Raw genomic sequence first — 19,212 nt, 5'->3', positions numbered from 1 at the left:
TGGAGTGAGCGGACCCCGGCGTCACGCCTCGGTTTGCGACAACATGCCGCTTCTAAAGGACCTTTTCTGAGAGCCTTCTCACGGGGAACCCATGCCGCGGCGCGCCGGCCGCGACAGAACACGGCCCGCGATGATGCCCTCCTCGGTCCTTCTCCTCTCGCTCCTGGTCGTCGCCGAACCGTCGGCTCCGGACGTGTCTGGCGTCCCGCCCGCGACTGCGCCGGCGAACGCCTCGACGTCGCCGCAGTTCCACGCCTCGCCACCTCACAAGATGGCCCCGCTCGCGCCGGAGCGCGTCTACGCCATCACCTTCGACGAGGCGCTGGGGCTCGCGGCGGAGGCGCCCTCGGTCGCGGGCGCGGAGCGCGCGGTCTCGGTCAAATCCGAGGGCAATTCGAAGATTGGCCTGCTCACCTCCAACCCCTCACTCGTCCTCCAGCCCGGGTTCTCGACCAGGGACGCGAACCCGCGGCTGGAGGGCGAGGTAGCCCTCACGCAGTCCTTCAACCTGGCGGGCCTCTCGGGCAACCGCCGCAAGGCGGCCCGCACCGAGGAGCAGCAGCTCCGCGACGAGGCGCGCGCGGTGGCGCTCTCGCGCCGCCTCGACGCGGCGCAGGCGTGGCTGGACATGTGGGCAGCGGAGGCGGCCTTCCAGCTCTCGCGCGAGGAGCTGGGCCTCGCCATGGAGCTCGCGGCCCGCACCCGCCGCGCGGCGGAGGCCGCCGCGCTGACCCGCGCGGACGCGGCGGACGCGGACGCCTACGAGGCGGAGGCGCGGCTGGCGTCGCTCTCGGTCGAGGGCGAGGTGACGGACCTGGGCTTCCGCCTGGCGGAGATGGTGGGCCGGGCGACGCCGCTGCCGATGACGACCTCGGGCGAGCTGCCGATGGCGACGGTCCCGGAGCGCGCGGCGTGGCCGGCGCTCATCGCGCGTGCGGCGGCGCTGCCGGCGGCGCGCGCGGAGAAGCTCGCGGCGGAGGCGGACCGGGCCCGCGCCTCGGAGGCGCGCTCGGCGCGGGGCCTCGATCTCCAGCTGGGCGCGCGCGCGCAGCGAGACTCGACGGGGAACGACGTCCTCTACGGCATCGTCGGCTTCACCTTCCCGGTGTTCGAGCGGGGCCACCGCGAGGCGGCCACCTTCGACGCGGCGGCGGCCCGCCGCGCGGGCGAGGCGGAGGACGCGTCGCGCCGCGCGGTAACGGAGCTGGCGCGCGCGTTCCACGAGGTGGAGCACACGGGCGAGGTCCTGGACGCGCTGGAGAAGACGCTGGTCCCGGCGGCGGCGGAGAGCGCCCGGCTGCGCGAGGCGGCGATGCGCGCGGGCGACGCGACCGTGGTCGAGGTCCTGGTGGCCCGCCGGAGCGCGGCGGCGGCGCGTGCGCGCGAGCTGCGCGCGCGGGCGGCGCACGCCTGGGCGCGCGCGAAGGTCGCGATGCTGGTGGCGCTGGTGCCGACGGATGGGGCGCCGGACGCCGCCGCTCGCCCTTCGACTTCGGCGGTGCCTTCGGCCCCGCCTACGCTCAGGGTGAGCGGAGCTCAGGGTGAGCGGGACGGTCAGACATCGGCGGTGCCTTCGGCCCCGCCTACGCTCAGGGTGAGCGGAACCCAGGGTGAGGGGGACGGTCAGACTTGGGCGGTGCCTTCGGCCCCGCCTCCGCTCAGGGTGAGCGGATCACCTAGCCCGGACGGGCGCGATACCGAAGCTTCGCAACCCCGCAGCACCGGAGTCACGCCGTGAACCGAACCTCTCGCACGTCCCTCCTCGCCGCCGCGCTCGTCGCCTTCGCGGCCTGCTCGAAGGAGCCGGCCCCGGCGCCGGCGCAGCAGGCGGCGGGCTCGCCGACTGAGCCGGCCTCGCTGAAGCTCGCGAAGGAGCAGCAGCAAGGCGCCGCCGACACGACGCCGGCGGCGGCGACGAGCGCGCGCACGCCGTGGGTCCGCGCCCGCGCGGCGGAGGGCGTCTCGCTGCTCGAGGCCCCGGCGACGGTGCTGCCGGCGCCGGAGGGCGTGGCCGCAGTGACGCCGCCGTTCCGCGCCCGGATCACGAAGATCTCGGTCCGCGCGGGCGAGAAGGTGGCCCGGGGCCAGGTGATCGCCGAGGTGGTGATGCCGGAGGTGGTCCAGGCGGCGGGCGCCTACGCGGCGGCGACGACGCGCCTCGAGGCCTACCAGCGGCGGAAGGACCAGCTCGACGGGCTCAAGAAGGACGGCCTGGTGAAGCTCTCCGACCTGCTCGAGTCGGAGACGAAGCTCGCCGAGGCGCGCGCGGACCAGCAGAGCGCGCTCGCGACGCTCCGCGCGGCGGACCTCGGCGCGGCGGACGCGCGGCGCATCCTGGACGGCTCGGGGCAGGTGGGCCTGCGCTCGCCGATCTCGGGCATGGTCCACGAGGTGAAGGCCTCCATCGGCGAGACGCGCGAGGCGGCGGGCGAGCCGATCGCGCGGGTCGCCGCCGACGGCGAGACGCGGGTGGAGGCGCGGCTGGCGTACGCGCCGCCCCCGACGGCGAAGTTCGAGCTCATCCTGCCGGACGGCACGCGCCACCCGGTGGACCTGCTGGGCCGCGCGCCGGTGGTGGATCCGCGCGACGGCACCACGGCGGCCTGGTTCGCAGGCCGGAACGGCGGCGCGCGGCTGCCGGCGGGCCTCTCGGCGCGCCTCGCGGTGAAGATGGGCGAGGCGGCCGCGGCGGTGCCGGCGCGCGCGGTGGCGCTCGACGGCAAGCAGGCCTACGTGGTGCGCAACGTCGCGGGGAAGCCGCAGCGCCTCCCGGTGCAGGTGCTCGCCACTTCCGGCGCGGACGCGCTCGTGAAGGGCGTCGAGCCGGGCGTCGAGGTCGCGGCGGACGCGGCGCTGGCCGCGTCGGAGGAGCAGCCGTGATCGGACGGCTGGTGGCGTGGTGCGTGGACCACCGCAAGCTGGTGGTCGCGCTCACGGTGGCCCTGGCGATCGTCGGCGCCATCTTCAGCGCGCGCCTCAAGTTCGACGCGATGCCGGACATCACCACCAACCAGGTGCTGGTGCTGACGCGCGCGCCGGGCCTGACGCCGGAGGAGGTGGAGAAGCTCGTCACCCGGCCCATCGAGGCGGCGCTGGGCGGCGTGCCGGGCATGGTGGAGCAGCGCAGCCTCTCGCGCTACGGCATCTCCTCGGTCACGGCGGTCTTCGACGACGGCGCCGACACCTACCGCGCCCGCCAGGTGGTGAAGGAGCGGCTCGACACGGTGGCGCTGCCGAACGGCGTCTCGGCGCCTGAGCTGGGCCCGGTGACGGGCGGCCTGGGCGAGATCTTCCACTTCACCATCTCCTCCAACCGCCGCACGCCGGCGGAGCTGCTGGAGATGGCGACGCTGCGCGTGTCGCCCTTGCTCCGCAGCGTGCCGGGCGTGGTGGAGGTGAACACCTGGGGCGGCGAGCAGCGCACGCTCGAGGTCCGCGCGGATCCGGTGCGGATGGCGCAGCGCGGGCTCACGCTCGCCGACCTGCGCGGCGCGCTGGAACAGGCGACGGGCACCGCGGCGGGCGCGAGCGTGCCGGCGGGCTCGGCGCAGTCGCTGCTCCGCGCGGTGGCGCTCCCGAAGGACCCGACCGACCTCGCGCATGCGCTCGTCCACCCGCAGGGCGGCAACCTCCCGCCGGTGCGGCTCGCCGAGGTGGCGGACATCCGCGTGGGCGCGATGCCGCGCATCGGCGCCGCCACCAAGAACGGCCACGGCGAGACGGTCTACCTCATGGCGCAGATGCTCCGCGGCGACAACGCGCTCGAGGTGATGGACCGCGTCCACGACGCGATGGCGAAGGTGCGCACGGCGCTCCCGGACGACGTCACCGTGGACATCGTCTACGACCGCTCCAAGCTGGTCGAGGGCACGCTCCGCACGGTCTTCAAGAACCTGCTGGAGGGCGGCCTGCTGGTGGTGGCGGTGCTGTTCCTCATGCTGGGCTCGTTCCGCGCGGGCCTGCTGGTGGCCTCGGCCATCCCGCTCTCGATGCTGGGCGCGACGGGCGCCATGGTGCTGCTGGGCATCCCGGGCAACCTGATGAGCCTGGGCGCCATCGACTTCGGCCTGGTGGTGGACGGCGCGGTGGTGATGGTGGAGGCGATCTTCCACGGCGTGGCCGCGGCGACCTTCGCGTCGGCCGACCGGCGCGGCGGGCGCGAGAAGATGGCGGCGCACGTGCGCGAGGTGACGCGCTCGATGGCGACGCCGGTGTTCTTCTCGGTGCTCATCATCCTGCTCGTCTACGTGCCGGTGCTGTCGCTCACCGGGGTGGACGGGAAGATGTTCCGCCCGATGGCGCTGACGGTGGTGTTCGCGCTCCTCACCTCGCTCGTCCTCTCGGTCACGTTCATCCCTGCCGCGGCGGCGCTCTTGCTCCGCCCGAAGGACATCCCGGCCCGCCCGCCGCCGCTGGTGCGCCTCCTCGACCGGCTCTACCTGCCGCTCCTCGACCGCACGCTGGCGCGCCCGAAGGCGGTGGCGGCGGGGGCGGTGACGCTGCTCACGCTGGGCGTGGCGCTGTTCCTGACGGCGGGCTCGGAGTTCGTGCCGCAGCTCGACGAGGGCGACCTCGTCATCCAGACCACCCGCGCGGCGGACATCTCGCTCGAGTCGGCGGTGCGCGAGGCGGGGCGCATGGAGGCCGCGGTGCTCTCGCAAGTGCCGGAGGCGACGCGCATCGTCTCGCGCGTGGGCAGCCCGGCGGTCGCGACCGACATCATGGGGCTCGAGCAGGCGGACGTGTTCGTGACGCTGAAGCCGCGCTCGGAGTGGCGGAGGGGCCTCACCCGCGACCAGCTCATCCGCGAGGTGGAGCTCGCGATCGGGCGCGAGGCGCCGGGCGGTGACCCGGCCTTCACCCAGCCCATCCAGATGCGCTTCAACGAGCTGCTGGGCGGCTCGGTGGCCGACGTGACCATCTCGGTCTACGGCGAGGACCTCGCCGACCTCCGCGCGCTCGCCGAGCAGGTGACGGGCGTGGTGGAGCAGGTGAAGGGCGCCGAGGACGTGCGCATCTACGCACCGCCGGCGGTGTCGCTGCTCGAGGTCCGGCCGCGGCCGCTCGACGTCTCGGCGGCGGGCTTCACGGTGCGCGACGTGCTCGACGCGGTCACGGCGGTCCGCACCGGCGTCGAGGTGGGCGCCACCTACGACGGCCCGCTCCGCATCCCCATCGTGCTGCGCCTGGGCGACGGGGCGAGCGCGTTCACGCTCCCGTCGCTGGGCCTGCCCGCGCCGGGCGGCGCGCTGGTGCCGCTCTCGCGCGTGGCGGACGTGTCGAGCGAGGTGGCGCCGAGCCTGGTCTCGCGCCAGGACGCGGAGCGCCGGCTGGTGGTCGGCTTCAACGTGCGCAGCTCCGACCTGGGCGGCGTGGTGGGCGCGGCCGAGCGCGCGGTGGCGGCGCAGGTGCGCCCGCCGGCCGGCTACCGCATCGAGTGGGGCGGCTCGTTCGAGACGCTGAACGAGGCGAAGCGGCGGCTCGGCGTGGTCATCCCGGTGGTGCTGGTGCTCATCGTGGGCGTGCTGCTCGCCGCGTTCCGGAAGCTCAAGCCGGCGCTCGTCATCTTCATGAACGTCCCGTTCGCCTCGGTGGGCGGGATGATCGCGCTCTGGGCCCGCGGCATGCCGGTGTCGATCTCCGCGGCGGTGGGGTTCATCGCGCTCTCCGGCGTGGCGGTGCTGAACGGCGTGGTGCTGATGAACCGGCTGGTGGCGCTCGAGGCCGAGGGGCGCTCGCCGGCCGAGGCGGCCGCCACCGCGGCCCGCGAGCGCGCCCGGCCGGTGCTGATGACGGCGCTCGTGGCCGCGCTGGGCTTCATCCCCATGGCCATCGCGACCGGGGTCGGCGCCGAGGTGCAGCGCCCGCTCGCCACGGTGGTCGCGTTCGGCCTCGTCACCTCCACCATCCTCACGCTCCTCGTGCTCCCGGCGCTCTATCCTTGGCTCGCGCGCCGGGCCGAGGGATCATCGGCACCAGCCCCGGAGCCCGCGCATGAAGCTCTTGCTGGTCGAGGATGAGGACCGGGTCGCGCGCGTGCTGGCGCGCGGCCTGGCCGAGGAAGGCCACCAGGTGGACGTCTGCGGCACGGGCCTCGCGGCCCGCGAGCAGGCGACCACCATCGCCTACGACGTGGTGCTGCTCGACTGGTCGCTGCCCGACCTCGACGGCATCTCGGTGCTGCGCGAGTGGCGGTCGCGGGGCCTGCGCACGCCGGTGCTGCTGCTCACCGCCCGCGGCTCGACCGGCGAGAAGGTCACCGGGCTGCGCGCCGGAGCCGACGACTACCTGGTGAAGCCGTTCGACTTCGACGAGCTCATCGCCCGCATCGAGGCGCTGCACCGCCGCGGCGGCGCCACCGACGTCTCGGCGCTCGGGCCGGTGACGCTCGACGCCCGCCGGCGGGCGCTGATCGTGGGCGCGCAGTCCGAGACGCTCACCGCCCGCGAGTACGGCCTCGTGGCCGAGCTGGCCCGCCACGCCGGCGAGGTGCTCTCGCGCACCCGCCTCATCGAGACGGTGTGGGGCCAGGAGTTCGAGGGCAACTCGAACGTGGTGGACGTGTACGTCGGCTACCTCCGCACCAAGCTCGAGCGGCTCGGCGCGCCGGGCGTGCGCATCGAGTCGGTGCGCGGGGTGGGCTACCGGCTGGTGGTGCCGCCGGGGGGCGCCGCGTGAAGCTGGCGGCGCGCCTCTGGCTGCTCGGGGCGGTGGTGCCGCTCCTGGGCATGCTCGCGGCGGCGTTCGCGGCCGGCGAGCTGTTCCGCGCCAGCCTGGAGCGCGCGCTCGACGACGCGCTCATGGGGCAGGCCGCGGCCGAGGCGGTGTCGCTGTTCGACGCGCCGGGCGGGAAGCCCCACCTGCACATGGCCACCTCGCCGCTGCGCGGCTCGCTGACCCGCTTCGCGCCGGCCGCGGCGCTCTACGACGCGGCGGGGACCCGCATCCTGGTGTTTCCGGAGGACGCGCCGGCGGGCCTGGTGGACGACCGCCTCTCGCCCGTCGGCCTCGGGCCCGAGCCGCGGCTCGCCACGCGGCTTCGGGCGGACCACGGCGGCCGGGACCGCGTGCTCACGGTGGCGGTCTCGAGCCCGGACGGCGCGCCCTGGGCGCTCGAGCTCTCCGCCTCGCTCGCGGGCGTGCACGACACCGTCCACGCGTTCCGCCGCGCCGGCTTCGCCATGGCGCTCCTGCTCGGCGCGGGGCTGTTCCTGCTCCAGACGTTCCACGCGCGGCGCCTCGCGCGGCGGGTGAACGCGCTCACCGGCCACATGGCGGCGCTGCGCGAGGGCAACCTCGAGGCGGCCCCGCCCGCGGCCGAGGGCGACGACGAGATCGCCGCGCTGGGCCGGGTGGTGGCGGACGCGACGGCGAAGCTGCGGCGCGCGCGAGAGGCGCAGGACCGGCTGGTCGCCGACGCCGCCCACGAGCTGCGCACGCCGCTCACGCTCATGCGCACCTCCATCGACCTCGCGCTGCGCCGCCGCCGCGAGGCGCCGGAGCTGGTGGAGACGCTGGACGAGACCCGGCGCGAGGTGGACCGGCTGGCCCGGCTCGCCACCCGCCTGCTCGACCTCGCCACCGCCGGGCGCGGCGCCTGGGACCGCACCGCGGGCGACCTGGTCCAGGCGGCGCACGAGGCCGCCGAGGCGGCCCGCGCCGCGGCCGAGGCGAAGGGGATCCTGGTGCAGGTGGAGGGACCGGAGGCGCTGCCGGCGACGTTCGACGCGGCCGGCGTCCGCCAGGCGCTCGACAACCTGCTCTCGAACGCAATCCGCCACGGTCCGCGCGGCCGGCCGGTGACCGTCCGGCTCGCGCGCGCCGGCGACCTGGCCCGCATCGCGGTGCAGGACGAGGGGCCGGGGATCGCGCCGGCCGACCGCGAGCGGGTGTTCCAGGCGTTCGAGCGCGGCCACGGCGAGGCCGCCGGCCCGGAGGGCGCGGGCCTGGGGCTCGCGATCGTGGCGGAGATCGCGCGCGGCCACGGGGGGCGGGCCTACGTCGCGGAGACCGGGGCGGGCGCCGAGGTGGTGATGGAGCTCGCTGCCGCCTGAGCCTCAGCGCGGTGGCGAGGCGAACCGGCTCCCGGGCTTCACCCGCCGCGCCCGCGCCGCGCGGGAGAGCACCTCCTCCACGAACGGCTCGGCCGGATCCGGCGAGAGCACGAACGTGTCGCGCTCGGTGGTGACGCGCACGAGGCCGTCGCCCCGCGTCGCGTACATCCGGAACTTCCCCAGCGTGCGCGAGCGGAACCGGCCGTAGTGGCCGAACGCGCCGCTCGTCCCGAGCAGCCGGATGGCGCCGGCGAGCGCGCCCGGCGCGAGCAGCTCCACCTCGCGCACCTCGCGGAGCGGGATCTCGATCGGCAGGAGCGGCCGCTCCACGCGGATGAGCGCGGCCTCGATCTCGAAGCCGCTCGGGGCGAGCGCCCACACGAGGACGGCGGTGGCGACGATGAGCACCGGGAGCGCGGCGAAGAGCAGCGCCGGCAGGCCGACGTCGGGCGTCTCGGGGCGCCGCGCAGCGAACGCGGTGATCGCGGCGCCGGCGCCGGTGAGGCCGACGAACAGCGCCGTGCTCACCTTGAGCGAACGTTCCCAGCGCGCGGCGTAGAGGGCCATCGGCCGGGATTGTAGCGCGTCTTCCGTGCGCTCATCCCGAGCGTACGCCGGGCCCCCTCGACTCCGATCCGCTCATCCCGAGCGTAGGCCGGGCCCCTCGACTCCGGGCCGCTTCGCGGCCCTACGCTCGGGGTGAGCGGAACGATTGGGGCACGGCCGGAGTCGAGGGACGCTCGGAGTGAGCGGAACGATTGGGGCACGGCCGGAGTCGAGGGACGCTCGGGATGAGCGGGACCCGAGGGGCCCGGCCTCGGGGCCCGGCCTACCTACCGCTCCACGCCCCGCGGGAACGTCTCGGCGGCGATCCGCTCGAGGCCCCCCATGTACGGGCGGAGCGGCTCGGGGATGACCACGGTCCCGTCCGCCTCCTGGCACTGCTCCAGGATCGCGACGATGGTGCGGCCCACCGCCACGCCCGAGCCGTTCAGCGTGTGCGCGAGGCGCGGCTTGCCGTTCTCGCCGCGGTAGCGCACGCGGATGCGGCGGGCCTGGAAGTCCTCGCAGTTCGAGACCGAGCTGATCTCGCGGTAGGCGCCCTGGCCCGGGCACCACACCTCGATGTCGTAGGTCTTGGCCGAGGAGAAGCCCATGTCGCCGGTGCAGAGCAGCGAGACGCGGTGGTGCAGCCCGAGCCGGCGCAGCACCTCGCAGGCGTCGTCGAGCATCTTCTCGTGCTCGGCGTCGCTCTCCTCCGCCTTGGAGAGCTTCACCAGCTCCACCTTGTGGAACTGGTGCTGGCGCATGATCCCGCGGGTGTCGCGGCCGGCCGAGCCGGCCTCGGCGCGGAAGCACGGGCTGAACGCGCAGTACGACACCGGCATCGCGTTCGCCTCGAAGATCTCGTCCCGGTGCATGTTCGTGACCGGGACCTCCGCCGTGGGGATGAGGTACATCGGCGGCTCGTTCGTGGTCTTGAACAGGTCCTCCTCGAACTTCGGGAGCTGCCCGGTGCCGGTCATGGTCTCGCCGGTCACGAGGTACGGCGGGAGGATCTCGGTGTAGCCGCGCGAGGTGTGGACGTCGATGAAGAAGGAGACGATGGCGCGCTCCAGCCGCGCCGCCGCGCCCTTCAGGATGGTGAAGCGCGAGCCGGACAGCTTCGCGGCCTGCTGCCACTCCAGCACGCCCAGCGCCTCGCCCAGCTCCCAGTGCGGCTTCGGGGTGAACCCGTAGGCCTTCTTCTCGCCCCAGGTCCTCACCACCACGTTGTCGTGCTCGTCCTTGCCGTCCGGCACCGAGTCGCTCGGCGGGTTCGGCACCAGCATGAGCAGGCGGGTGAGCTCCGCCTCGACCTCGCCGAGCGCGGCCTCGGTCTTCTTCACCTCGTCGCCGAGCGCGCGCAGCGAGGCGCGGGCGCCCTCCACCGCGTCCTTGTCGGTGCGGGCCAGTTGCCGAATGTTCGCGTTCGCGTCCGCCTGTTCCTTCTTCTGCTTCTCCAGCAGTACGTTCAGCTCACGGCGGCGGGCGGCGAGCGGCTTCACCGGCGCGAGCGCCTGCACCGCGCCCTCGCCCCGGCGGGCGAGGCGGCGCTCGAAGCTCTCGAAGTCGGCGGCGACGGCCTTGAGGTCCAGCATGCGGCAACCCCTTCGAATCGGTTGGAATCCGGGCCGCAGGATTAGTCTTTAACCTCTGGACGGGCAAGGGGTCTTGGCAGGCGTGACCCCGGGGATTCGCATGGCGGACGACGTCGAGAGAGGGCGGCCGACGCTCCGGGTGGTGCCGGGCGGTGCGCGCTCCGGCACGCCGGCGACCCCCGGCCCCGGGATGCCCCAGGGCGCAGCGGCGCCGGTGTCCGACGAGGTGGCCGTCGCGGCGTTCCTGGCCGGCGACGACCGGGCGTTCGGCGAGGTCGTCCGCCACCACGAGCGGCTGGTGCTCGCGCTGGTGCGCCGCTACGCGCGGACCCCGGAGGACGCACGCGACCTGGCGCAGCGCACGTTCCTGCGCGCGTTCGAGGCGGCCCGCCGCACGCTGGCCCGCGGCGGCGCCGGGGCGGTGCCGTTCCGCCGCTGGCTGGTCCGCGTGGCGGTGAACCTGGGCAAGAACCACCTGCGCGACGAGACCCGCTGGACGCGTGCGCCGCTCGAGGCGCTCGACGCGGACGTCGCCACCCCGCCGGCGGCGCACGAGGCGGCGGTCCGCGCCGAGCGCGAGGCGCGGGTGCGCCGGGCGGTGCTGGCCCTGCCGCGCCGCCAGCGCGAGGTGCTCACGCTGCGCATCGACGCCGAGCTGCCGTTCTCCGAGATCGCCGCCGCGCTCGGCACCACCGAGAACTCCGCCAAGGTGAGCTTCCACCACGCGGTGCGCCGCCTCCAGGCGCTCGCCGGGGAGGAGGCGTCGCCGTGACCGCCTGCCGGGACCAGGCCCTCGCCGTCTCGCTGCACGCCGCCGGCGCGCTGGAGGGCGCCGAGGCGGCCGCGCTGGAGCGGCACCTGTCCGCCTGCGCCGGCTGCCGCGCCGAGGCCGACCGCGCGGCGGCGCTCCTGTCCGCGGCCCGGCTGCCGCCCCCGGGCGAGCTCGAGCTCCGGGCGCTCGACGGCCTCGCCGAGTCCACCTCGGCGGCCCTCGCGGCGCGCCGCCCCGCCGCGCGGACGCTCCGCGCGCTCGGCACCGGCCGCCGCCTGGCGGTGGGGCTCCTCGCGATCGCCGCCGCGGCGGCGATCGTGATCGTGCCGGTCGCGGTCCGGCAGCGGCTGCCCGGCCGCGCGGCCGCGCCGGCGGAGGTGGCCGAGGCGGAGCGCTGGCAGGAGCCGGACCTCGACACGCTGTGGCAGGACACCGAGGTGCTCTCGCTCGAGGAGACCGCCTCGAGCGACCAGGAGTCCGCGGCGCTCGCCGCGTATGACGGTGGGTGAAGGACGGTCCTTCACCGGTGAACGACAGAGAGCAAGGAGGAACGCGATGAGGAAGCTCCTCGCAGTGCTGGTGGTGTTGCCGCTCGCGGCCCTGGCCCAGGGTCGCGGGGCAGGTCCGGGCCCGGGCGGAGGCCAGGCGGGTGCGCAGGCCGCAGGGCCGCGCGGCGATCCCGAGCGGATGGAACGGCGCATGCGGCTCACCCGCACGCTGGGCCTCGCCGAGGCGCTCGACCTCGAGCCGGAGCAGGCGCTGAAGCTGGGCCAGCAGGTGGCGAAGTTCGACGACCGGCGGCTCGCGCTCCACAGGCAAATGCACGACGCGCATCAGGTGCTGCGCCGCGCCGCCCAGGGCGAGAAGGTGTCGGCCGGCGAGGTCGATCAGGCCATCAAGACGGCGCTCGACGCCCGCGCGCAGATGCAGTCGCTCGACCGGGACGTGGTCGCGACCGTCACGAAGGACCTCTCCCCCGAGAAGCGCGCCCGCGCGGTCCTGTTCCTGGAGCGGTTCCAGGGCCGGTTCGGGCCGGGGATGGGCCCGGGCATGATGAAGTTCCGGCGGGGCGGCGGCCGCGGCCCGGGCATGGGCATGGGCCCGGGCATGGGGCCCGGCATGGGCATGATGAACGGCCCCGGCCCGGGCTGCCTCGGGATGGCGGACGACGACGACGAGGAGTGAAGCCCCGGGCGCGCGGGTGCGTCGCGCCGCCGCGTCGGGGTGACCCCGGGCCTTCCCGGCCCGGGGTTGTTACACTCGCCCGTCATGGCCCCGCCCGGCGCACCCGAGCCGCTCGCCGTCGTCACCGGCGCCTCCGCCGGCATCGGCCTGGCCCTGGCGCGCGAGCTGTCGCGCCGGGGCCGGCCGGTCCTGGCGGTGGCCCGCCGCGAGGACCGCCTCCGCTCGCTCGCGGCCGAGGCGCACGCGGCCGGCCGCGCCGAGATCCACCCGCTCGCGCTCGACGTCGCCGCGCCGGGCGCGCCGGAGCGGCTGGTCGAGGCGTCGCGCCGGCTGGGCGGCGCCGGGCTGCTCGTCAACAACGCCGGCCTCGGCCAGTACGGCCGCTTCGAGCGCGCCGACCCGGCGCGGCTCGCGGCCATGCTGCGCGTCAACTGCGAGGCGCTGGTGCTGCTCTCGCACGCGTTCCTGCCCGAGCTGCGCGCGGCGGGCGGCGGCGCGATCCTGAACGTCGCCTCGGCCGCCGCGTTCCAGGCCACCCCGTACACGGCGGTGTACGGCGCCACCAAGGCGTTCGTGCTCTCGTTCACCGAGGGGCTCGCCGAGGAGCTGCGCGGCAGCAGCGTGTGGGCGGGCGCGTTCTGTCCCGGGCCGGTGGACACCGAGTTCGGGGAGGTGGCCGGCACCGGCGGCCGGTTCGGAAAGCCGCCCGGCATGCTCACCGCCGAGGCGGCCGCGCTCGAGGCGATCGAGCAGCTCCGCGATCGCGAGGTGGTGTGGGTGCCGCACCCGATCTACAAGCTCACCGCGGCCGCGTCGCGCCTGGTCCCCCGGGCGGTGCTGCGCCGCGTCTCGGGCCGGATCCACCGGCCTACGGAGGATGCATGAGCCGCAGGCGAGGGAAGGGCGACGACGCCACGCCGGGGATCGCGCCGGTGTACGAGGGTCCGGAGGTGCTCTCGGCGCTGCTCGAGCGCGCCGGCTCGAAGAACCGCGCCGAGGACGTGGTGACCATGTTCACCCAGGCGCAGGCGGCGGGCGAGCCGCGCTCGGCGGTCATCCCCGGCATCTTCCAGGACGAGCCGCGCTTCGAGTCGCCCGAGGCGGCGCGCCGGCTCTACTCGAACCTGTTCGGCCTGTGGGCCCGCCTCGCCGCGGGCCTCGGGGCGCTCGACGACGCGCCCGAGGTGGTGCCGGAGCCGGCCGCGCCGCCCGAGCTGCCGGAGCGCGGCGCCGCCGACGGCGAGGTGCTCGAGCCGGAGCTGGTCGAGGCGGTGTGGAAGAACCTGGCCGCCGCCGCGCCGCGCGAGCTGCAGCGCCGGCGCGACCGCTTCCAGAACGCGCAGCCGGACCTCGCCGCCTGGCTCGACGCCGCGCCGCTCCCCGACGCCGCCGCGGTGGCCGCGCAGGACCTCGCGTTCGAGGCCTGGGCGATGTTCGACCAGGCGTTCGGCGAGCGGCTCGGCGCGGTCGAGTACCACCAGCTCCGCGCGGTGGAGAAGGAGCCACCGCCGCTCGAGAGCGTGCAGCCGGCGCTCGCCGCCTACGTGGCCGAGCAGCTCGACGTGCTGGCCGACGAGGACGCGGGCCTCACCGAGGAGATCCGCGCGCAGATCGAGCGCGCGGTGGCCGCCGCCGTCGCCGGCCTCACCGAGTCGGTGCGGGAACCGTCATGATGACGGGGCTGCGCCGCGCCGCGGGCGCGGCCGCGCATGGCGCCGCCTCTCGCTACGCCGGCAGCCCGTCCACGAACGCGGTCAGCGCCGCGTTGAACGCCTCGGGGTTCTCGATGTTCGAGAGGTGGCCCGCGTCCGGGATGGTGACGAGCTTCGCGCCCTTCACGCCGGCGGCGATCTTCTTGGCCTCGACGGGCGGGGTCATGCCGTCCTCGGCGCCGACCACGACCAGCGCCGGGCAGCCGATGGTCGCGAGCGTGGGGACGGAGTCCGGCCGCCGCGCCATCCCGCGCTGAGCGGCGGCCACGCCGGCGGGCGTGCCGTCGAGGATGAGGTGCCGGGCCTCCTTCACGACGGCTGCGTCCGCGCCGGGCCGGAGCAGCTTCGGCACCATCTCGTCCGCCACCCAGCCCAGCCCCTTCTCCAGGGCGGTGCGCGCGAACTTCTCGCGGTTCGCCTTGCCGGGCTCGTCGTCCGCGCCGGCCTTGGTGTCGCAGAACGCCACCCCGCGGAACAGGCCCGGCGCCTGGCGGTACAGCTCGAACGCGAGGTAGCCGCCCATCGACAGGCCCGCCACCGCCGCGCGCCCGATCCGCAGGTGCGCGAGCAGCGCGCGCACGTCGCCGGCGAGCAGGTCCAGCGTGGACGCCTCGGGCGGCGTGCCGCTCTTGCCGAGGCCGCGGTAGTCGAGCGCGATGACCCGGTGCTTCCGCTCCAGCGCGGCGATCTGCCGCGTCCACATCCCGGAGTGGAGCGGGAACGCGTGGAGGAAGACGACGGCGCTCGAGCCGCTTCCGGCGTCGCGCCAGTGGATCTCGGTTCCGTTCAGGGTGGCGACGGGCATTCCCGAAGCATTAGCACTCCGGCGCGCGCCCGTCCGCTTCCCGCCCGCGTCGGGCCCGCGCGGGCGCGGCGGGCCACGGGGGCGGGGCGCCCCGGCCGGATCCGCGTTACACCTATCCACTCGGACCCGCCGGAGCGGCGGAGCAAGGGATCGGATGAGCGAGTACGGACAGGGGGCCCCGACCGGCCCGCGAGAGGGCATCGGCTACTTCGCGCGCTTCGGCGTGACCGAGCGGATGATCGCCGAGACGCTCTCGGCGGCGCTCTCGCGCGGCGGCGACCACGCCGACGTCTTCTTCCAGCACCGGGTGTCCTCGGACCTCGGCCTCGAGGACGGGGCGGTGAACCGCGCCTACGCGAGCGTCGAGCTCGGGGTGGGCGTACGCGTGGTGAAGGGCGACCAGACCGGCTACGGCTACACCGAGGACCTGTCGCTCCCCGCGCTGATCGAGTGCGCCCGCACCGCGGCCGCGATCGCGGACGGCCCCTCGCGCCCCGGCCCGCAGCGGCTGCACGTGCAGGGCGGCCTGCCCGACCGCTACCCGCTCGTCCGCCCGTGGAGCGAGGTGCGGCCCGAGGAGAAGCTGCCGCTCGTGGCCGGGCTGAACGAGCGCGCCTTCTCGGCCGACCCCCGCGTCAAGAAGGTGAACGTGTTCCTCCGCGACGAGGACGGCGCGGTGCTGCTCGCCGACTCGTCCGGCCGGGTGGTCGAGGACCGCCAGCCCATGACGCTGCTCTTCCTGTCGGTGCTCGCCGAGGAGAAGGGGCGGCGCGAGCAGAGCGGCTACAACGTGGCCGGCCGGGCCGGGTTCGAGTTCTACACGCCCGAGCGGCTCGACCGCGTGGTGCGCGAGGCGGTGGACCGCACCTCGGTGCTGTTCGAGGCGGTCGCCGCGCCGGCCGGCGAGATGCCGGTGGTGCTCGCGGCCGGCTCCTCCGGCATCCTGCTCCACGAGGCCATCGGCCACGGCATGGAGGCCGACTTCAACCGCAAGGGCGTGTCCATCTACGCCGACAAGATCGGCAAGCCCATCGCGAAGCCGTTCGTGAACATCGTGGACGACGCCGCCAACGCGGGCGCGCGCGGCTCCATCAACGTGGACGACGAGGGGAACGCCGCCGGCACCACGCAGCTCGTCGAGAACGGCGTGCTCGCGACCTACCTGCACGACGCGATCTCTGCGCGCCACTACGGCGTCGCCCCCACCGGCAACGGCCGGCGCGAGAGCTACCGCTACCCGCCGCTCCCGCGCATGCGCTCCACGTACATGCTCCCCGGCCCCCACCGGACCGAGGAGATCATCCAGTCGGTGAAGAAGGGCATCTACTGCGTGAACTTCTCGAACGGCCAGGTCAACATCGGCGCCGGCGACTTCACGTTCTACGTGAAGAACGGCTGGCTCATCGAGGACGGGAAGCTCACCCGCCCGGTGAAGGACGTGAACATCATCGGCAACGGCCCGAAGGCGCTCGAGCAGGTGGACATGGTGTCCGACGACCTCGCCATCGACGAGGGCGGCTGGACCTGCGGCAAGGACGGGCAGAGCGTGCCGGTGTCGCAGGGGCTGCCCACCGTGCGCGTCGCCTCGATGACGGTCGGCGGGAGGGGCTCGTGAAGGACCTGCTCGAGATCGCGCGCGACGCCGCCGCGCTGGCGCGGGGCCGGGGCGCGGACGAGGCCGCGGTGGGCGCCTACCGCGCGCGGCACGTCGAGGTGGCGTGGCGCGACGGGCGGCTCGAGAAGGTGAGCGAGGCCACCACCCGCGGGCTCGGCCTCGACCTGTACGTGGACGGCCGCTACGTCTCGGTGGGCACGAGCGACCTGCGCCCCGAGGCGCTGGAGCGCTTCGTGGACGACTCGGTCGCGCTCGCCCGCACGCTCGCGCCCGACCCGCACCGCCGGCTGCCGGATCCCGGCCTGTACCAGGGCCAGGCGGACCTCGACCTCGAGCTGGAGGACCCGCACCACGGCGCGCTCGACGCGGCCGAGCGGCGCCGGCAGGCCGAGGCCATCGAGACCGCCGCGCGCGCGGTGCCCGGCGCGCACGCGATCCTGTCGGTGTCCACCAGCGTCTCCGACTCGCTCAGCGAGAGCGCGCTCGTCCACACCAACGGCTTCGAGGGCCGCCGGCGCGGCACCGACTTCTGGATCGGCGCCGAGGTGACGGTGAAGGACCCCGACGGCCGGCGCCCGGAGGAGTACGCCTCGTCCGGCGCGCGCCACCGCTCCGACGTCGAGTCCCCCGAGGTGATCGGGCGGCGGGCGGGCGAGCGGGCGGTCGGCCGCATCGGCTCGCGCAAGGGCGAGTCGGCGGTGACCGCGCTCGCGGTGGACAACCGCGCCTCCGGGCGGCTGGTGGGCGCGCTGTTCGCGCCGCTCTCCGCGTCGGCGATCCAGCAGAAGCGCTCGTACCTCGAGGGCAAGGTCGGCGCCGAGGTGGGCAGCGCGCTGCTCGACGTGCGCGACGACCCGCACGTGCGCCGCGGCCTCGGCTCGCGGCTGTACGACGGCGAGGGGCTCGCGGCGCGGCCGTTCCCGGTGTTCGAGCGCGGCGTGCTGCGGAGCCTCTACGTGGACACGTACTACGGCCGGAAGCTCGGCGTGCCGCCCACCACCGGTCGCTCCTCGAACCTCGCCTGGAAGCTGGGCGAGCGCTCGCAGGCGGCGCTGCTGGCGGAGCTGGGCGACGGGGTGCTCGTCACCGGCTTCCTGGGTGGCAACTCGAACGGGACCACGGGCGACTTCTCGCTCGGGGTGCGTGGGTTCAGGGTGCGCGCCGGTGCGCTGGCGGAGCCGGTCGGGGAGATGAACGTCTCCGGCAACCACCTCGAGCTCTGGAAGCGGCTCGTGGCGGTGGGGAACGACCCCTACCGCTACTCCGCCATGCGCACCCCGACCCTGGTGTTCGAGGGCGTCCAGCTCGCCGGCACCTGAGCGCCGTGTGGGCCGACCCGCCCCGCGGTCGGTCACCGGCCCCTGGGACCCCCTCCATGCCACCGACGCGAATTTGCAGGCTGCGCGCTCCGTAGATACTTGTGTATCCGTGGCCCGCGTACTCATCGTCGACGACGAGTCGGACATCCGCCAGGCGGTCGCCGAGGTGCTGGCGGAGGAGGGCCACCAGGTGGTCTCGGCCGGCGACGGCGAGGAGGCGCTCGCTCAGATCCGGGCGTTCCACCCTGAGCTCGTCCTGCTCGACCTCATGATGCCGGTGATGAACGGCTGGGAGTTCCGGGCCGCGCAGAAGGGCGATCCGGACATCAGCGAGATCCCGGTGGTGATCCTCTCCGCCATGGGCCGCGACGGCGCCATCGACGCCGACGGCTTCATCCAGAAGCCGTTCGACCTCGAGATGCTGCTCGCCATGGTCCGCCGGCACGCGAGCGGCGGCCCGTCCGCCCCGGCCGCGCACCACGCGTAGTCCGCGCCCGCGCCCTACCTCCCCACCCTCCACGCCACCGCCACGCCCCTCCGGCGCCCGCCGGCGCGCAGCGCCTCGACCCCGCGGCGCCCCGCGTCCACCGCCTGCGCCACGCGATCGGTCGCGTCCGCGTCCGCCTCCAGCGTCTCGCAGGCCGACGAGAGCACCTCGCCGAGCAGGCGCCACTCCGCCTCGAGCGCGCCGCCGTCCGGCCCGGCCTGCAGCCGCACCAGGCCGGTGGTCCGCTCCCAGGCCTCCTCCGGCGCCGCGCCGCGCGCGAGCGCGTCGCCGACGGCGCCCACGAACCCCTCCACCACGCCGTCCAGCGCGGCCGCGGGCGCGCGCCGGCCGTCGGCCGCGCTGGCGCGCGCCGACCTCCAGATGCGCGCCAGCTCCCCGCGCGCGGCGGCGATGGCCTCGCCGGTCCGCCGGGCGTCGAGCCTCACGGGATGCGCGCCTCCTCGAGGAGCCAGGCGAGCGCCGCCTCCGCCTCGCGCTGCAGCGCGGGGAGGTCCTCGGTGAAGAGGTGCGTCGTCCCGGGCACGACGGCGAGCCGGCGCGTGCCGCGCGAGCCCTCGAGCACCGCGCGGACCTCCTCGGGCGCGCCGAACGCGTCCCGCTCCGCCTGGACCACCGCCGCCGGCCGCTCCACCGCGCGCGCGTCGGCGGCGTCGCGCACCAGGTCGAGGTCGGCGGAGCGGAGCGCGAGCCCCGCGAGCAGCAGCCCGCGCACGCGCGGGTCCGGACCGCCCGCCAGGATCGTCATCCACGAGCCGAAGGAGAAGCCGCAGCAGAGGAGCGGCAGGTCCGGGTGGCGCGCCGCGAGCCAGGCGAGCGCCGCGCGCGTGTCCTCGACCTCGCCCGGGCCGCGGTCGTACGCGCCCGCGCTCCGCCCCACGCCGCGGTAGTTGAAGCGGAGCGTGTGGCCGCCCTGCGCCCGCACCGCGCGGGCGAGCCGGTAGGTGGCGTGGTTGTGGAGGGTGCCGCCGAAGCGCGGGTGCGGGTGGCATACCAGCGCGGCGAACCGCGCGCCGGGGACCTCCTCCAGCAGCGCTTCCAGCCGGCCCGCCGGCCCGGTGAGATCGACCTGTGGCAACGTCCGTCCTCGGCCCCCCGGGATCG

Annotated in this window: 18 protein-coding genes; 13 read left to right on the top strand and 5 right to left on the bottom strand. The window is 75.5% G+C overall.

Going from position 1 to position 19,212, the window contains the following annotated elements; translation table 11 throughout:
* Positions 1-130: 130 nt before the first annotated feature.
* From A2CP1_RS20150 to A2CP1_RS20130, 5 genes are read left to right on the top strand one after another with little or no spacing between them, the layout of a single operon-like run.
* Positions 131-1,738: a TolC family protein gene (locus A2CP1_RS20150; protein ID WP_245529868.1), complete on the top strand. Its 1,608-nt coding sequence runs from the start codon at positions 131-133 to the stop codon at positions 1,736-1,738.
* Positions 1,735-2,880: an efflux RND transporter periplasmic adaptor subunit gene (locus tag A2CP1_RS20145; protein WP_015935047.1), complete on the top strand. Its 1,146-nt coding sequence runs from the start codon at positions 1,735-1,737 to the stop codon at positions 2,878-2,880. The genes A2CP1_RS20150 and A2CP1_RS20145 overlap by 4 nt, the downstream gene beginning before the upstream one ends.
* The gene (locus tag A2CP1_RS20140; protein WP_015935046.1) at positions 2,877-6,020 is read left to right on the top strand and encodes an efflux RND transporter permease subunit; all 3,144 of its coding nucleotides are present in this window, start codon (positions 2,877-2,879) and stop codon (positions 6,018-6,020) included. Before A2CP1_RS20145 ends, A2CP1_RS20140 begins: the two co-directional genes overlap by 4 nt.
* Positions 5,995-6,678 (top strand): response regulator transcription factor, encoded by a 684-nt coding sequence (locus A2CP1_RS20135; protein ID WP_015935045.1) that lies wholly within the window; start codon positions 5,995-5,997, stop codon positions 6,676-6,678. Before A2CP1_RS20140 ends, A2CP1_RS20135 begins: the two co-directional genes overlap by 26 nt.
* On the top strand, positions 6,675-8,054 hold the full coding sequence (locus A2CP1_RS20130) for a sensor histidine kinase (RefSeq protein ID WP_015935044.1): 1,380 nt from the start codon (positions 6,675-6,677) through the stop codon (positions 8,052-8,054). Before A2CP1_RS20135 ends, A2CP1_RS20130 begins: the two co-directional genes overlap by 4 nt.
* A 3-nt stretch (positions 8,055-8,057) precedes the next feature.
* Here A2CP1_RS20130 and A2CP1_RS20125 read toward each other — a convergent pair whose 3' ends face one another.
* Positions 8,058-8,621, bottom strand: coding sequence for a PH domain-containing protein (locus tag A2CP1_RS20125; RefSeq protein WP_015935043.1), 564 nt, complete (start codon positions 8,619-8,621; stop codon positions 8,058-8,060).
* Between the two features lie 266 nt (positions 8,622-8,887).
* Positions 8,888-10,195, bottom strand: coding sequence for a serine--tRNA ligase (gene serS, locus A2CP1_RS20120; protein ID WP_015935042.1), 1,308 nt, complete (start codon positions 10,193-10,195; stop codon positions 8,888-8,890).
* 100 nt (positions 10,196-10,295) lie between these two features.
* Here serS and A2CP1_RS20115 point away from each other — a divergent pair, with 100 nt between their 5' ends.
* The 5 genes from A2CP1_RS20115 to A2CP1_RS20095 all read left to right on the top strand — a co-directional run bounded on the left by A2CP1_RS20115 (position 10,296) and on the right by A2CP1_RS20095 (position 13,825).
* Positions 10,296-10,967 (top strand): RNA polymerase sigma factor, encoded by a 672-nt coding sequence (locus A2CP1_RS20115; RefSeq protein ID WP_015935041.1) that lies wholly within the window; start codon positions 10,296-10,298, stop codon positions 10,965-10,967.
* On the top strand, positions 10,964-11,476 hold the full coding sequence (locus A2CP1_RS20110; RefSeq protein ID WP_015935040.1) for a zf-HC2 domain-containing protein: 513 nt from the start codon (positions 10,964-10,966) through the stop codon (positions 11,474-11,476). The genes A2CP1_RS20115 and A2CP1_RS20110 overlap by 4 nt, the downstream gene beginning before the upstream one ends.
* A 46-nt stretch (positions 11,477-11,522) precedes the next feature.
* A complete protein-coding gene (locus A2CP1_RS20105; protein WP_015935039.1) occupies positions 11,523-12,152 on the top strand; it encodes a hypothetical protein in 630 nt (209 codons plus the stop codon).
* Between the two features lie 84 nt (positions 12,153-12,236).
* Positions 12,237-13,037: an SDR family NAD(P)-dependent oxidoreductase gene (locus A2CP1_RS20100; protein ID WP_015935038.1), complete on the top strand. Its 801-nt coding sequence runs from the start codon at positions 12,237-12,239 to the stop codon at positions 13,035-13,037.
* Positions 13,034-13,825, top strand: coding sequence for a hypothetical protein (locus A2CP1_RS20095; protein ID WP_015935037.1), 792 nt, complete (start codon positions 13,034-13,036; stop codon positions 13,823-13,825). The genes A2CP1_RS20100 and A2CP1_RS20095 overlap by 4 nt, the downstream gene beginning before the upstream one ends.
* Before the next feature lie 52 nt (positions 13,826-13,877).
* On the opposite strand, the gene A2CP1_RS20090 is transcribed toward A2CP1_RS20095, so the two are convergent.
* Positions 13,878-14,669 (bottom strand): alpha/beta fold hydrolase, encoded by a 792-nt coding sequence (locus A2CP1_RS20090; RefSeq protein WP_015935036.1) that lies wholly within the window; start codon positions 14,667-14,669, stop codon positions 13,878-13,880.
* Between the two features lie 154 nt (positions 14,670-14,823).
* Here A2CP1_RS20090 and A2CP1_RS20085 point away from each other — a divergent pair, with 154 nt between their 5' ends.
* The 3 genes from A2CP1_RS20085 to A2CP1_RS20075 all read left to right on the top strand — a co-directional run bounded on the left by A2CP1_RS20085 (position 14,824) and on the right by A2CP1_RS20075 (position 18,090).
* On the top strand, positions 14,824-16,284 hold the full coding sequence (locus tag A2CP1_RS20085) for a TldD/PmbA family protein (protein WP_015935035.1): 1,461 nt from the start codon (positions 14,824-14,826) through the stop codon (positions 16,282-16,284).
* Positions 16,281-17,603 (top strand): TldD/PmbA family protein, encoded by a 1,323-nt coding sequence (locus tag A2CP1_RS20080; RefSeq protein WP_015935034.1) that lies wholly within the window; start codon positions 16,281-16,283, stop codon positions 17,601-17,603. The genes A2CP1_RS20085 and A2CP1_RS20080 overlap by 4 nt, the downstream gene beginning before the upstream one ends.
* Before the next feature lie 109 nt (positions 17,604-17,712).
* Complete coding sequence (locus A2CP1_RS20075) at positions 17,713-18,090, top strand: response regulator (RefSeq protein ID WP_015935033.1); 378 nt, start codon at positions 17,713-17,715, stop codon at positions 18,088-18,090.
* 14 nt (positions 18,091-18,104) lie between these two features.
* Here the strand turns inward: A2CP1_RS20075 and A2CP1_RS20070 are convergent, their stop codons facing one another.
* Together A2CP1_RS20070 and A2CP1_RS20065 are read right to left on the bottom strand one after the other, a co-directional pair.
* Positions 18,105-18,536 (bottom strand): hypothetical protein, encoded by a 432-nt coding sequence (locus tag A2CP1_RS20070; protein ID WP_015935032.1) that lies wholly within the window; start codon positions 18,534-18,536, stop codon positions 18,105-18,107.
* Positions 18,533-19,186: an alpha/beta hydrolase gene (locus A2CP1_RS20065; RefSeq protein WP_015935031.1), complete on the bottom strand. Its 654-nt coding sequence runs from the start codon at positions 19,184-19,186 to the stop codon at positions 18,533-18,535. The genes A2CP1_RS20070 and A2CP1_RS20065 overlap by 4 nt, the downstream gene beginning before the upstream one ends.
* Between the last annotated feature and the right edge of the window lie 26 nt (positions 19,187-19,212).

The organism is Anaeromyxobacter dehalogenans 2CP-1 (assembly GCF_000022145.1).
In the GTDB taxonomy this organism is placed as follows: Bacteria; Myxococcota; Myxococcia; order Myxococcales; family Anaeromyxobacteraceae; genus Anaeromyxobacter; species Anaeromyxobacter dehalogenans.
Note: the sequence above shows the minus strand (reverse complement) of the source record. Positions and strands in the feature narration are given on the sequence as shown.